The organism is Burkholderia lata (assembly GCF_000012945.1).
Taxonomy (GTDB): Bacteria; Pseudomonadota; Gammaproteobacteria; order Burkholderiales; family Burkholderiaceae; genus Burkholderia; species Burkholderia lata.
In genome coordinates this window covers 2,484,477-2,497,096 of the sequence record NC_007511.1, presented here as the reverse complement: position 1 = coordinate 2,497,096, position 12,620 = coordinate 2,484,477, and the positions used below count along the sequence as shown (strand labels likewise).

Sequence of the window (12,620 nt, the reverse complement as noted above, 5' to 3'; positions counted from 1 at the left end):
GTTGCGAAAATCTATTCTCTGAGTAGGGTTTTTCTATCCCGGATGCCGACATTGTTGGCTCCGGGGAAACAGTGTTTTCGTTGATTCATGGTTTTCCCTAGGGGACGCCGGGACTAAACTCTGTTCCATCGCTGCAGACATGGTGTGTGCGGCGGAGCAAAAAAAATCCCGGAGGTAATCATGAAATCGCTGATCGCAACGTTCGCTGCAGCTGCCGTCCTCGCCGTTCCCGCCGTCTCGTTCGCTCAACAGAACGCGCCCGTCACCCGTGCACAGGTGAAGGCCGAGCTGGTCGCCGTGCAACAGGCCGGCTACAAGCTGGGCAGCGACCGTACGAACTACCCGGAAGGCATCCAGGCTGCTGAAGCCCGTCTGAACCCGCAACAGAACGTCGCCGCTGCCGACACGACCGGCTACGGCGCGCAACCGGCTGCCGCGCAAGAATCCGGCGCGCCGGCCAAGGCCAAGACCGGCTGGCAAGTCAAGCGTATCGCTGACGACGCCCCGATCTACAAGGGTCGTTAATGGTGCGGCCGCATCGGCGGCCTGATCCGACCCTGGAAGTGCAAACAGCCCGACGTTCCGTCATGCGGAACGTCGGGCTGTTCTCATTGGCGGCGCGCGTATCGCGCCAGCCGTCAGCTCAGTGCAGCGCGCGCCGGCCGCGCCCGATATCCCGGAACAGCGCTTCGGCCGGTTCCAGCACCTGCAGCCACGTTTCATCGTAGCCGCTCAACGTGTCGAGCGCATCGCGCAGCCGCTCGATCGCGAGGATCGGCAGCTCGACGCTGTGGCGCGTGGCACCGGTCATATGCGCGACGCTCGCCAGCTGGACGAGCGCATCGGCCGCCTCGGCGACATCGGTCGCGAACAGCAGGTGCCGGTTGAGCAATTCGACCAGGCCGCTGGAACCGGAGAAGTCGTCGGCGTTGAGCTGCACGGAAAGAAACGTCGCGTTGTTCATTGTCATGCTCCTCGTTGTCGTTGGATCGCGCAGTGCATCACCGAGTATAGGTGGCGATCGAAGGGGGGAATGTGACGGGATCGATACTGCCTGCGAGGGCGGCACGGCACGCGGGAGATCCGCCGCAGGCCCGCCCGGCGGCCCGCGCGGCGGGGCTTGCAGGCCGCCGGCACACGGGTGCGGCGACGCAAGATTGTTGCCGGATCGGGCACCTGACGCGGCCTTGACCGCCACAAATGGTATCTTTGCCGATTGGGACGACGCGAAAGAGGGGCCGGTGAGCCCATTCGCACCAATGTCCCGCTGTGGAAACTGACGGCCGCGAGAGCGGTCGGATACTGGTTGGTCCGGCCGTTCGGCCGGACATCGTGCGTCGCGCGCCGGGGGGCGGTGGGCGGCGCAACGACGCAAATCCGGGAGGACCCTTGAGAGAAACTATTCCCATCCACGATGCGCTGACGCGCTGGCTGCCGCAGGCGGCGCTTGTTGCCGCAGCCATCGCGCTGACGGGCTGCACGATGACGCCGTGGACCGACAGCTGGCAGCCGGCGCGCCAGTCGGCACCTACGTCGGCCGCGACGCCGGGCGTGATTGCCGGCTATTACCGCGTGAATCCGGGCGATACGCTCGCGGGCGTCGCGAACGCCTACGGGCAGCGTGTCCAGGACGTGGCGAGCTGGAACCACATGGCACCGACCGATGCCGTGTATCCCGGCCAGGTGCTGCGCGTCGCGCCGCCGCCTGCCGCGACGTCGCTCGGGCAGCCGTCCGCGGCGGCCGCGCAGCCGGGCTCGCTCGCATGGCCGGCCACCGGTGTCGTGGCGACGCCGTTCTCGGCCGGCAAGACACGCGGCATCGTGATCGTCGCCTCCGGGCCCGACCATTCGGTGCGGGCCGCGGCGGCCGGGCGCGTGGTGTACGCCGGGTCCGGCGTCAAGGCCTACGGCCCGCTCGTGATCCTGAAGCATGAGAACGGGCTCATCACGGCCTACGGACACAACGGCAAGCTGCTCGTCAACGAAGGCGACGCGGTGCGCCAGGGCCAGCCGGTCGCCGAAATGGGCTCCGACGCGAGCGGCCGTTCGACGTTCGAGTTCGAAGTGCGCCAGAACGGCAAGGTCGTCGATCCGATGAACTTCCTGCCGCGCAACGGCGGCTGACGACCCGCATCACCCCGTGTGCGCCGGGCGGCGCACACGATTCCGCCTTCATCCTTTCTTGAGCGTCACCGCACCGGACTGTCTCGCGTGATTGCCGAGCCAGCGAATGCCCAGTGCGAGCGCCGCCGCGCCTAGCGCGATCAGCGAGCACTGGATCGCAACCGGCAGGTAGCCGTGCGGCCGCGGATCGACGAACGGATAGGGGTACCAGTTCTCCAGCGCGCCACGCACCAGCGTATAGCCGAGATAGACGATCGGGAAACCGAGCCACGCGAACGCGCTGCGCCACGGGATAGGCTGGCGCGGCTCCACGTACAGCCAGTCGCACAGCACGACAAGCGGCACGATCCGGTGCAGCACCCAGTTGTTGAATGCCGGCGTGACGTGGCGCAGCGCATCGAGCCGCGCGAGCAGGAGTTCGTAGACGATCGCGGTGATCAGGACGTACAGCACCGCGGCGCCGCGCATCGATTCGTAGCGGGCCGAGCCGGGGCGTGCGATGCGCCAGAGCCCGGTGGCGAGCATCGCGGCCGCGTAGAGGCTGCTCAGTTGCGTGAAGTAGCTGAGGTAGTTGCCGAGATGAAAGCCCGGCAGGTGCCAGTAGTCGGCGACGCTGTGCAGCGTGGTGGATACCGCGAGCAACGCGGCGGTCAGCCGATAGGCCGCAATGAAGAACGCCTTGCTCATGATGCCCGCGCGCCGTCGCACCAAAGCTCCATCGTGCCACAGCCGTTTGGGCGCGCGATGCGGATTTTCCATATGAAGCCCCGCGCGGCGCACGTAGGCAATTCGTCGGATATTTGCGCGCGTCGTGCAAAACCGGGCGCCCGTGCGGCTACAATCGGGGCAGTTTTGCCGGGCGCAGGCCGGTGGCTGCATGCGTCCATCCCCGCATACAACACGAGACGAAGCATGAGAAACATCCTCGCGAAACAGACGCGCTACAGCTCGCCCGCGATCTTCTTCCACTGGGCCGTCTTCCTGCTGGTGGCGCTGGCCTACCTGGCGATCGAGATTCGCGGGCCGAAAGGCAGCGACAGCCGGGTGTTCTGGATGAACGTGCATCTCACCGCGGGCACGCTCGTGCTCGTGCTGTCGGTGCTACGCGTGCTGTGGCGAGCCGTCAGCCGTGTGCCGGAGGCCATTCCGCAAGCGACGCTGCTGCGCTGGCTGTCGAAGCTCGCGCATGTCGCGCTCTACGTGTTCATCATCGCGCAGCCGCTGCTCGGCATCATGATGATCAACCTGGGCGGCAAGCCGGTGTCGCTCGACTGGCTCGGCATTTCATTCACGCTGTTCGGCCCCGACAAGGCGCTGCGGCCGACGATCAAGGAAGCGCACGAGCTGATCGGCAACGCGTTCTACTTCGTGATCGGCCTGCACGCGCTGGCCGCGCTCTACCATCATTTCATCCGGCGTGACGACGTGCTGCGGCGCATGGCGCCCTGAACGGCACGTTCCGCAAGCCTGCAGCAGGCGGGGGCGCATGGTTGCGTTGACAACCATGCGCCCCCGGTCCGTTTACCGGTATCCGCGCTGGTCATCGCGTTAAACATTCTGTAACATCTCGGCTGTTTTTACATTCCGCTTACTCGTTGCCGAGCATGCTGCACCGACATCGTCACCTGACCGCCTGGCTTGGCGTGCTCGCGATCTGGTTCGCGATCGCAGCGCCGCTGGTGTCGCAGTGGCGCGTCGCGCAGGCGGCTACACCCGACGCAATCGTCTGCAGTACGGAGCATGGCGCGCATCAGTCGCCCGATGCGGGCCGCATGCACGATCATGCGTTGCATCTCGATGCGTGCGGCTACTGCGGTTTCTTCGCGCACAGCCCCGCGATCGGCGGGCCTGCCGCCGCGGCACTCGCTTCCGTTCCCTTCGTTGCCGTTTCCGCTGTCGCGCCGCCTGCCGTCGCGGCGCGCACCGACCGCTATCCGCGCGCGTACCCGCGCGCACCGCCCGAGCGCGCCTGACGCGCTGTTTCCGTTCTATTCACCGCTGAATCCGTGCGGCCCGTCGAGGCCGCGTGGAGGGCGTCACTCGGGCTTTCGATCATGACCATTTTCCAGTTGCGTGCGCCGCGGGCGTCACGCAATGCCTGTGCGCGGCGGTTGCCGCGCGTGCTGAAACTCACCGTTCCCGCGCTTGCTGTCGGCGCATTGGCCGCGAGCGCCGCGGCCGCCGAAACGGCGCGCGCACCCGGCGCGCCGACCGACGATACGGCCGCGCCGCTACCGGCCATCGAAGTCGTCGCATCGCCGCTGTCGACGCCGCTCGTCGTCGTCACGGATCCGAAGACTCCGCGCCAGCCGCTGCCTGCCAGCGACGGCGCGGATTACCTGAAAACGATCCCCGGCTTCACGTCGATCCGCAGCGGCGGCACCAACGGCGACCTCGTGCTGCGCGGGATGTTCGGCTCGCGGCTGAACATCCTGGCGAACGGGATGTCGACGCTCGGCGCCTGTCCGGGCCGGATGGATGCGCCGACCTCATACATCGCACCGGAAAGCTATGACAAGGTCACCGTCGTGAAGGGGCCGCAGACCGTGCTGTACGGTCCCGGCGCGTCGGCCGGCACTGTGATGTTCGAGCGTGTGACGCCGCGCTTCGACAAGCCCGGCATGCGTTTCGACGGCAGCCTGGTCGGCGGGTCGTTCGGCCGCAACGACCAGAACATCGACGTGACGGCCGGCACACCGGACGTCTATGGCCGTGTGACCGCGAACCACGCACACTCGCAGGACTACAAGGACGGCAACGGCAACACCGTGCCTTCGCAGTGGGACAAGTGGAATGCCGACGCGGCGCTCGGCTGGACGCCGGACGACCACACCCGCGTCGAGCTGACTGCCGGCACCGGCGACGGCTATGCGCGCTATGCGGGGCGCGGGATGGACGGCGCGCATTTCCGTCGCGAGACGTTCGGCCTGTCGTTCGACAAGAAGCATCTCGGCGACGTGCTCGACCGGATCGAGGCACGCGTGTACTACAACGAAGCCGATCACGTGATGGACAACTACACGTTGCGGCAACCGGACCCGACCAGCAGCATGCCGATGCGGATGGCGTCGGAGGTGCGGCGTCGCACGGTCGGCGCGCGCGCGGCCGCGACGTTCCGTTTTACTGACGACTTCAAGCTCGTGACGGGCGTCGATGCGCAATCGAACCGGCTCGACTCGCGTTCGGCGATGGGGCGGCAGAACTACGGCGACAAGCCGTGGGATGCGCAGGCGACGATGTGGAACGCAGGCGTGTTCGGCGAACTGACGTGGTACGCGAGCGACGTGTCGCGCGTGATCGGCGGTGCGCGCGTCGACTACGCGAGCGCACGCGACAAGCGTGCGACAACGAGCGGCATGATGATGAGCAAGCCGAACCCGACTTTCGACGACGATCGCACGCGCGTGTTGCCGAGCGGCTTCATCCGCTACGAGCGCGATCTCGCGTCGCTGCCGGTCACGTGGTACGCGGGCGTCGGCCATACGGAGCGCTATCCCGACTACTGGGAACTGTTCTCCGCGAAGCGCGGGCCGGCCGGTTCGATCAACGCGTTCTCGGCGGTGCAGCCGGAGAAGACCACGCAACTCGACATCGGTGCGCAATACAAGAGCGACCGGCTCGACGCCTGGGTGTCGGCCTACGCGGGCTACGTGCAGGATTTCATTCTGTTCAACTACGCGGCCGGCATGATGGGCCCGACCACGCAGGCAACCAACGTCAACGCGCAGATCATGGGCGGCGAAGCGGGCGTGTCGTGGAAACCGGTTTCGCCGCTGCGCGTCGAGACGTCGCTCGCGTACGCGTGGGGGCGCAACGTGGCAAGCGGCGACCCGCTGCCGCAGATGCCGCCGCTCGAAGCGCGCATCGGGCTCGAATACACGCGTGGTGCGTGGTCGGCAGGGGGGCTGTGGCGCATCGTTGCGCCGCAGCATCGATATGCACTGAACGAGGGCAACGTGGTCGGCAAGGACTTCGGCCCGAGCGCCGGATTCGGTGTGCTCTCGCTGCATACGCAATACAACGTCAGCAAGACCGTGCAGATCTCGGTCGGCGTCGACAACGTGCTGAACAAGGCCTACACCGAGCACCTGAACCTCGCCGGCAACGCGGGCTTCGGCTATCCGGCGAACTCGCCGGTGATGGAGCCGGGCCGGACCGCATGGGTGCGCGTGAGTGCGAAGCTGTAACGCGTTGCGCGTGTGCGTTGCAGCATGCGCACGCATGAATGCGGCCCCGCCCGAACGGGCGGGGTACGTCAACCGATTAGAGAACCGTATCTAGTCAGGGCGCAAACGTTCGCGAGTCGTGATTCACTCCCGCATTCGACGCACACGGTGGTCGCGACGTTTGCGACGCATAGTGCATGTCGATCCGGCTTCATTCGCACCGGCAGCACAATAATCAGGAGAACATGCATGGCCAAAACGATGCGTTCCAGGGTGGTGGCAGGGGCAGTGGCATGCGCGATGAGCATCGCGCCGTTCGCGGGGACGACTGTAGCAATGACACTCGCGACGACGCACGCGGCGATGGCGGCGAGCTCGCCCGCCGATGGCTACACGGCGACGCGTTATCCGATCATCCTCGTGCACGGGCTCTCGGGTACCGACAAGTACGCCGGCGTGCTCGAGTATTGGTATGGCATCCAGGAAGACCTGCAACAGAACGGTGCGACCGTCTACGTCGCGAACCTGTCGGGGTTCCAGAGCGACGACGGCCCGAACGGGCGCGGCGAACAGTTGCTCGCTTACGTGAAGACGGTGCTCGCGGCGACGGGCGCAACCAAGGTCAATCTCGTCGGCCACAGCCAGGGCGGCCTCACGTCGCGCTACGTCGCGGCCGTCGCACCCGATCTCGTTGCGTCGGTGACGACGATCGGCACGCCGCATCGCGGCTCCGAGTTCGCCGACTTCGTGCAGAACGTGCTTGCCTACGATCCGACCGGGCTTTCGTCATCGGTGATCGCCGCGTTCGTCAATGTGTTCGGGATCCTGACGAGCAGCAGCCACAACACGAACCAGGACGCGCTCGCCGCGCTGCAGACGCTGACGACCGCACGGGCCGCCACGTACAACCAGAACTATCCGAGCGCGGGCCTCGGTGCGCCGGGCAGTTGCCAGACCGGTGCGCCGACTGAAACCGTCGGCGGCAACACGCATCTGCTGTACTCGTGGGCCGGTACGGCGATCCAGCCGACGCTCTCGCTGTTCGGCGTCACGGGTGCGACGGACACGAGCACCATTCCGGTGGTCGACCCGGCCAATGCGCTCGACCTGTCGACGCTCGCGCTGTACGGCACGGGCACGGTGATGATCAACCGTAGCTCGGGGCAGAACGACGGGCTCGTGTCGAAGTGCAGTGCGCTGTACGGCAAGGTGCTGAGCACGAGCTACAAGTGGAACCACCTCGACGAGATCAACCAGCTGCTCGGCGTGCGCGGCGCGTATGCGGAAGATCCGGTCGCGGTGATCCGCACGCATGCGAACCGGCTGAAGCTGGCGGGCGTGTAATCGATGACGGCACGAGGAGGGCGCGCGCCGCTGGCGCGGCGCGCCATGGTCTATGGTGTCGTGGGGCTGGCGGCGATTGCCGGCGTGGCGATGTGGAGCGGCGCGAGCTGGCATCGCGGGACAGGCGCCGCCAGCGATTCTCCGGATGCGCCGGTGGCGGGCGGATTGGCTGCCGCACCGCCGCAAGCCGCCGTGCCGGCAAGCGCGGGCCTGCCGCCGTCGCTCGCCGGCTCCAGCGCGCCCCGGTTGCCGCTCGATGCCGGCGGCCATCTCGCGAAGTCGCGCGCAGTGCGCGACTTTTTCGACTACTGCCTGACCGCGCAGAGCGACCTGAGTGCGGCCGCGCTCGATGCGTTCGTCGTGCGCGAGATTGCCGCGCAACTCGACGGCACCGTCGCGCAGGTCGAGGCGCTCGACGTATGGCACCGCTATCGCGCGTATCTCGACGCACTCGCGAAGCTGCGCGATGCCGGCGCGGTCGACAAGTCCGATCTCGGCGCGCTGCAGCTCGCGCTCGACCAGCGCGCGTCGATCGCCTATCGCACGCTCGGCGACTGGAGCCAGCCGTTCTTCGGTGCGGAGCAGTGGCGACAGCGCTACGACCTCGCGCGGCTGAAGATCACGCGGGATCCCACGCTGACGGATGCGCAGAAGGCCGAGCGGCTCGCAGCGCTCGAACAGCAGATGCCGGCCGATGAACGCGCTGCGCAGAAGCGTATCGACAAACAGCGGGCGGCGATCGACCAGATCGCGCAATTGCAGAAGAGCGGGGCGACACCCGATGCGATGCGCGCGCAACTGACGCAGACGCTCGGCCCCGAAGCCGCCGCGCGTGTCGCGCAGATGCAGCAGGACGACGCATCGTGGCAGAGCCGCTACACGGACTACGCGGCGCAACGGGCGCAGATCGAGTCGGCGGGCCTGTCGCCGCAGGATCGCGACGCACAGATCACCGCGCTGCGGCAACGCGTGTTCACGAAGCCCGGCGAAGCCGTGCGCGCGGCATCGCTCGATCGCGGGGCGGGCAGCGCGCGGTAAGGTGGCCAGCGCGGGCGACGCGGCGCATGTCCGCCGCTATGCCGCGCGCGTGAGGTCCCGCGGCAGGTGTTGCTCGATGGTATTCGCGAGCGTGTCGAACGCGGGCCCGATGCCTTCGTGCGCAACGCACGCATAGCCGAGCAGCAGGCCGCGCCGCGCGGTGTCGAGGCTGCTGTAGTAACTGGTGAGCGGGCGCACGATCACGCCCGCATCGAACGCGCTCTGCGTGACCGCGCGATCGTCGCAGGCATCGGGCAGGCCGAGCACGAGATGCAGGCCTGCCTCGTCGCCCATCACGGGCAGCGCGTCGCCGAAGCGCGCGCGGATCGCGTCGATCATCAGTTGCCGGCGCTCGCCGTACAGCGTGCGCATCCGCCTGACGTGCGAAGTCAGGTGGCCATCCATGATGAATTCGGCAAGCACGGCCTGCTGCATCAGCTGGCCTTCCCGATACAGCTCCGACAGCCCGGTGCGGAACGTGTCGACCAGATGCTCGGGCACGACCATGTAGCCCATCCGGAGCCCCGGGAACAGCATCTTGCCGAGGCTGCCGACGTAGATCACGCGGCCGCCGTCGTCGAGCCCCTGCAGCGACGCGAGCGGGCGGCTGCCGTAGCGGAACTCGCTGTCGTAGTCGTCCTCGATGATCCAGCAGCGGTGCTGACGCGCATATTCGAGCAGCATCCGGCGTCGCGCGAGGCTCATCACCATCCCGAGCGGGTACTGATGCGACGGCGTGACGAGCACGAGCCGCGGCGGATGCTGCATGTCGCTGGCGCGCGGGTCGAGCCCTTCCTGGTCGACCGGCACCGGCGTCAGCGTGAGGCCGGCCGCCTGCAACACGCTGCGCACGCCCCAGTAGCACGGCTCCTCGACCCAGGCGCGATCGCCGATATCGGACAGCAGCCGCACCGCGAGATCGATCGACTGGTGGATGCCCGTCGTGATGATGACCTGGTCCGGCGAGCATTTGACCGAGCGCGCGACGCGCAGGTAATCGGCGAGCGCGCGCCGCAACGGCCGGTAGCCGCCACCCGGCGCGTAGGTCAACAGCTCGGGGTTCGCTTCCTTCCACAGCCGCGCCTGCAGGCGGCTCCACGTCCGGCTCGGGAATTCCGACACGTCCGGCACGCCCGGCATGAACGCGCCCCACTGGCGCCGCGACACGCCCGCGTGTTCGATCAGTTGCCGGCCGCGCATCGACAGGCCGCCCTGCGCGTCCGGTAGCGGCGCTTCATCGGCGCTCGACACGGGCGGTGAAGCGCCCGGTACGTGGATCGCGGCGGCGTCCGGCCGCGTGTCGGCCACATAGGTGCCGCTGCCGGTGGTCGTCAGCACGTAGCCTTCGGCCGTCAGCTGGTCGTACACGTGCAGCACGGTATTGCGCGCGATCGACAGGTCGGCCGCCAGCGTGCGCGAACTCGGCAGCTTGGTACCTGGCCCCAATTCACCGGTCAGGATGGCCTGCTGCATCTGCTGCAGCAACTGGCGGTACATCGGCTCCGGCGAGCTGCGGTCGAGGCGGGCGGAGAGCCAGTCGGCGAGGATCACGGTATCCAAAGTGGTCCTACTTGGAATATTGAAATGGTTCCCTAGTATAGAACCGTGCGCGCCGTATAGTGGCTCGCATCTCAAAATCAATTGTCGCGAATCAAGGGGACAGCCACGATGAAGTCCGATGATGTGATCGTCAGCTTTCGCGGCGTGCGGAAGACCTACGACGGCGAAACGCTGGTCGTCAAATCGCTCGACCTCGATATCCACCGCGGGGAATTCCTGACGCTGCTCGGGCCGTCGGGCTCGGGCAAGACCACCTGCCTGATGATGCTGGCCGGCTTCGAATTCCCGACCGGCGGCGAGATCCGCCTCGACGGCGAACTGCTGAACAACGTGCCGCCGCACAAGCGCAACATCGGCATGGTGTTCCAGAACTACGCGCTGTTTCCGCACCTGACGGTCGAGCAGAACGTCGCGTATCCGCTGACCGTGCGCAAGCTGCCGGCCGGCGAGCGCGCGGAACGCGTCGCGCATGCGCTGAAGATGGTACAGATGGAGCGCTTCGCGAAACGCTACCCGGCCCAGTTGTCGGGCGGCCAGCAGCAGCGCATCGCGCTGGCGCGCGCGCTCGTGTTCGAGCCGAAGCTGGTGCTGATGGACGAGCCGCTCGGCGCGCTCGACAAGCAACTGCGCGAACACATGCAGTACGAACTGAAGGCGCTGCACGAAAAGCTCGGCGTAACTTTCGTGTACGTGACGCACGACCAGGGCGAGGCGCTGACGATGTCCGATCGCGTCGCCGTGTTCGACAAGGGCATCGTGCAGCAGCTCGACACCGTCGACCGCCTGTACGAATCGCCCTGCAACGAATTCGTCGCGAACTTCATCGGCGACAGCAACCGGCTGCGCGGCACCATCGCGCGCGTCGACGGCGAATTCTGCGAATTCCGGCTCGACGACGGCACGAAGCTCGTCGGCCGCCGCATCGGCGATGCGGCCGAGGGGGCGCCGGCTGTCGCGTGCATCCGCCCCGAACGCATGAGCCTCGCCGCGCACGGCGCGAACGGGCACGCGAACGGCTCGGCCGCCAACCGGTTGAGCGGCGAGGCGCGCAGCCTCATCTATTTCGGCGATCACGTGCGCATGCGCTGTGCGCTGCCCGGCCAGGACGAATGCTTCGTGAAGGTGCCGCTCGGCACCGGCGCGATCGATGCGTTCTCGCCCGGCGCACCGGTCGCGCTCGCATTTGCACCCGAACACCTGCGCGTGTTCGCTTGAGCAGGGTTTTCCCGATTTTCCGTAGCACGTCGTCAACAACAACTGCCCACTTCCACCACGAGAGGAGAGGAACCACCATGAACCGAGCAAGCTTTACCGCACGGCGCACCGCGCTGGCACTGGCGCTCGCCGTCGTCGGCGCATCGGCATCGGCTGCCGAACTCACGGTCGTCAACTTCGGCGGCGCGAACGGCGACGCACAGAAGACCGCGTTCAACCAGCCGTTCGAGAAGGCGACCGGCAACAAGGTCACGGCCGTCGAATACAACGGCGAGCAGGCGAAAGTGAAGGCGATGGTCGAGGCGAAGCACGTCAACTGGGACGTGGTCGAAGTCGAATCGGGCGACCTGAACCGCGGCTGCGACGAAGGGCTGTACGAGAAGCTCGACTGGTCGAAGATCGCGAAGAAATCCGACCTGATTCCGGAATCGCCGCAGGTGTGCGGCGTCGGCTTCTTCGTGTGGTCGACGGCGCTGTCGTACAACGCGGACAAGCTGAAGTCGGCACCGACCGGCTGGGCCGATTTCTGGAACGTGAAGAAATTCCCCGGCAAGCGCGGCATGCGCAAGGGCGCGCGCTACAACCTCGAATTCGCGCTGATGGCCGACGGCGTCGCGCCGAAGGACGTCTACAAGGTGCTCGGCACGAAGGCTGGCCAGGACCGCGCGTTCAAGAAGCTCGACGAGCTGAAGCCGAACATCCAGTGGTGGGAAGCGGGCGCGCAGCCGCCGCAGTTCCTCGTCGCCGGCGACGTCGTGATGTCGACCGCGTACAACGGCCGCATCGACGCCGCGCAGAAGGAAGGCAAGAACCTGAAGGTCGTGTGGAACGGCAGCATCTACGACCTCGACTACTGGGCGATTCCGAAGGGTTCGCCGAACAAGGCGCTGGCCGAGCAGTACATCGCGTACACGCTGACGCCGAAGCCGCAGCAGGGCTACGCGCAGCACATCGCGTACGGCCCGGCGAACATCGCGGCGATCAAGTCGCTCGACGCGAAGACGCTCGCGAACCTGCCGAACTCGCCGGCCAACGGCAAGAACGCGGTGCTCGAAGACATCGGCTTCTGGACCGACCACAGCGACGAGCTCGAGCAGCGCTTCACTGCGTGGGCGACGAAGTAACCGCCGTTCAGGTGTCCTGATGCAACCGGCCGCGCGACACGTCGATCGT

At 66.9% G+C, this 12,620-nt stretch carries 12 protein-coding genes; 9 read left to right on the top strand and 3 right to left on the bottom strand.

Annotation, left to right across the window (positions count from 1 at the left end; translation table 11 throughout):
• The first annotated feature begins 180 nt into the window (after positions 1 to 180).
• Positions 181 to 525 carry a DUF4148 domain-containing protein gene (locus tag BCEP18194_RS33650; RefSeq protein WP_011355774.1) on the top strand — a complete coding sequence of 115 codons (345 nt, stop codon included), beginning with the start codon at positions 181 to 183 and terminating at the stop codon, positions 523 to 525.
• 118 nt (positions 526 to 643) lie between these two features.
• On the opposite strand, the gene BCEP18194_RS33645 is transcribed toward BCEP18194_RS33650, so the two are convergent.
• Entirely contained in the window at positions 644 to 964 is a 321-nt protein-coding gene (locus BCEP18194_RS33645) for a hypothetical protein (RefSeq protein WP_011355773.1), read from the bottom strand.
• Between the two features lie 425 nt (positions 965 to 1,389).
• Between BCEP18194_RS33645 and BCEP18194_RS33640 the strand changes: the two genes are divergently transcribed.
• A complete protein-coding gene (locus tag BCEP18194_RS33640; protein ID WP_011355772.1) occupies positions 1,390 to 2,124 on the top strand; it encodes a peptidoglycan DD-metalloendopeptidase family protein in 735 nt (244 codons plus the stop codon).
• 48 nt (positions 2,125 to 2,172) lie between these two features.
• Here the strand turns inward: BCEP18194_RS33640 and BCEP18194_RS33635 are convergent, their stop codons facing one another.
• Positions 2,173 to 2,811: a Pr6Pr family membrane protein gene (locus tag BCEP18194_RS33635; protein WP_011355771.1), complete on the bottom strand. Its 639-nt coding sequence runs from the start codon at positions 2,809 to 2,811 to the stop codon at positions 2,173 to 2,175.
• Between the two features lie 225 nt (positions 2,812 to 3,036).
• On the opposite strand from BCEP18194_RS33635, the gene BCEP18194_RS33630 reads away from it, so the two are divergent.
• From BCEP18194_RS33630 to BCEP18194_RS33610, 5 genes are all read left to right on the top strand, one after another.
• Positions 3,037 to 3,573: a cytochrome b gene (locus tag BCEP18194_RS33630; protein ID WP_011355770.1), complete on the top strand. Its 537-nt coding sequence runs from the start codon at positions 3,037 to 3,039 to the stop codon at positions 3,571 to 3,573.
• Positions 3,574 to 3,728: 155 nt separating this feature from the next.
• Positions 3,729 to 4,097: a DUF2946 domain-containing protein gene (locus tag BCEP18194_RS33625; protein WP_011355769.1), complete on the top strand. Its 369-nt coding sequence runs from the start codon at positions 3,729 to 3,731 to the stop codon at positions 4,095 to 4,097.
• Between the two features lie 81 nt (positions 4,098 to 4,178).
• The gene (locus tag BCEP18194_RS33620; protein ID WP_011355768.1) at positions 4,179 to 6,311 is read left to right on the top strand and encodes a TonB-dependent copper receptor; all 2,133 of its coding nucleotides are present in this window, start codon (positions 4,179 to 4,181) and stop codon (positions 6,309 to 6,311) included.
• Between the two features lie 228 nt (positions 6,312 to 6,539).
• Positions 6,540 to 7,634, top strand: a complete 1,095-nt coding sequence (locus tag BCEP18194_RS33615; RefSeq protein ID WP_011355767.1) for a triacylglycerol lipase — start codon at positions 6,540 to 6,542, stop codon at positions 7,632 to 7,634.
• 3 nt (positions 7,635 to 7,637) lie between these two features.
• Positions 7,638 to 8,672 (top strand): lipase secretion chaperone, encoded by a 1,035-nt coding sequence (locus BCEP18194_RS33610; protein ID WP_011355766.1) that lies wholly within the window; start codon positions 7,638 to 7,640, stop codon positions 8,670 to 8,672.
• Positions 8,673 to 8,708: 36 nt separating this feature from the next.
• Here BCEP18194_RS33610 and BCEP18194_RS33605 read toward each other — a convergent pair whose 3' ends face one another.
• Positions 8,709 to 10,232, bottom strand: coding sequence for a PLP-dependent aminotransferase family protein (locus tag BCEP18194_RS33605; RefSeq protein WP_011355765.1), 1,524 nt, complete (start codon positions 10,230 to 10,232; stop codon positions 8,709 to 8,711).
• 108 nt (positions 10,233 to 10,340) lie between these two features.
• Here BCEP18194_RS33605 and BCEP18194_RS33600 point away from each other — a divergent pair, with 108 nt between their 5' ends.
• Both BCEP18194_RS33600 and BCEP18194_RS33595 read left to right on the top strand, forming a co-directional pair.
• The gene (locus tag BCEP18194_RS33600) at positions 10,341 to 11,447 is read left to right on the top strand and encodes an ABC transporter ATP-binding protein (RefSeq protein ID WP_011355764.1); all 1,107 of its coding nucleotides are present in this window, start codon (positions 10,341 to 10,343) and stop codon (positions 11,445 to 11,447) included.
• A gap of 77 nt (positions 11,448 to 11,524) precedes the next feature.
• Positions 11,525 to 12,571 (top strand): ABC transporter substrate-binding protein, encoded by a 1,047-nt coding sequence (locus BCEP18194_RS33595; RefSeq protein WP_011355763.1) that lies wholly within the window; start codon positions 11,525 to 11,527, stop codon positions 12,569 to 12,571.
• Positions 12,572 to 12,620: the final 49 nt, after the last annotated feature.

Bases quoted from the DNA above. Each gene is read 5' to 3' on its own strand.
- BCEP18194_RS33650 (WP_011355774.1), top strand. From the start codon at position 181: ATGAAATCGCTGATCGCAACGTTCGCTGCAGCTGCCGTCCTCGCCGTT.
- BCEP18194_RS33600 (WP_011355764.1), top strand. From the start codon at position 10,341: ATGAAGTCCGATGATGTGATCGTCAGCTTTCGCGGCGTGCGGAAGACC.
- BCEP18194_RS33595 (WP_011355763.1), top strand. From the start codon at position 11,525: ATGAACCGAGCAAGCTTTACCGCACGGCGCACCGCGCTGGCACTGGCG.
- BCEP18194_RS33635 (WP_011355771.1), bottom strand. From the start codon at position 2,811: ATGAGCAAGGCGTTCTTCATTGCGGCCTATCGGCTGACCGCCGCGTTG.
- BCEP18194_RS33610 (WP_011355766.1), top strand. From the start codon at position 7,638: ATGACGGCACGAGGAGGGCGCGCGCCGCTGGCGCGGCGCGCCATGGTC.
- BCEP18194_RS33625 (WP_011355769.1), top strand. From the start codon at position 3,729: ATGCTGCACCGACATCGTCACCTGACCGCCTGGCTTGGCGTGCTCGCG.
- BCEP18194_RS33645 (WP_011355773.1), bottom strand. From the start codon at position 964: ATGAACAACGCGACGTTTCTTTCCGTGCAGCTCAACGCCGACGACTTC.
- BCEP18194_RS33620 (WP_011355768.1), top strand. From the start codon at position 4,179: ATGACCATTTTCCAGTTGCGTGCGCCGCGGGCGTCACGCAATGCCTGT.
- BCEP18194_RS33630 (WP_011355770.1), top strand. From the start codon at position 3,037: ATGAGAAACATCCTCGCGAAACAGACGCGCTACAGCTCGCCCGCGATC.
- BCEP18194_RS33615 (WP_011355767.1), top strand. From the start codon at position 6,540: ATGGCCAAAACGATGCGTTCCAGGGTGGTGGCAGGGGCAGTGGCATGC.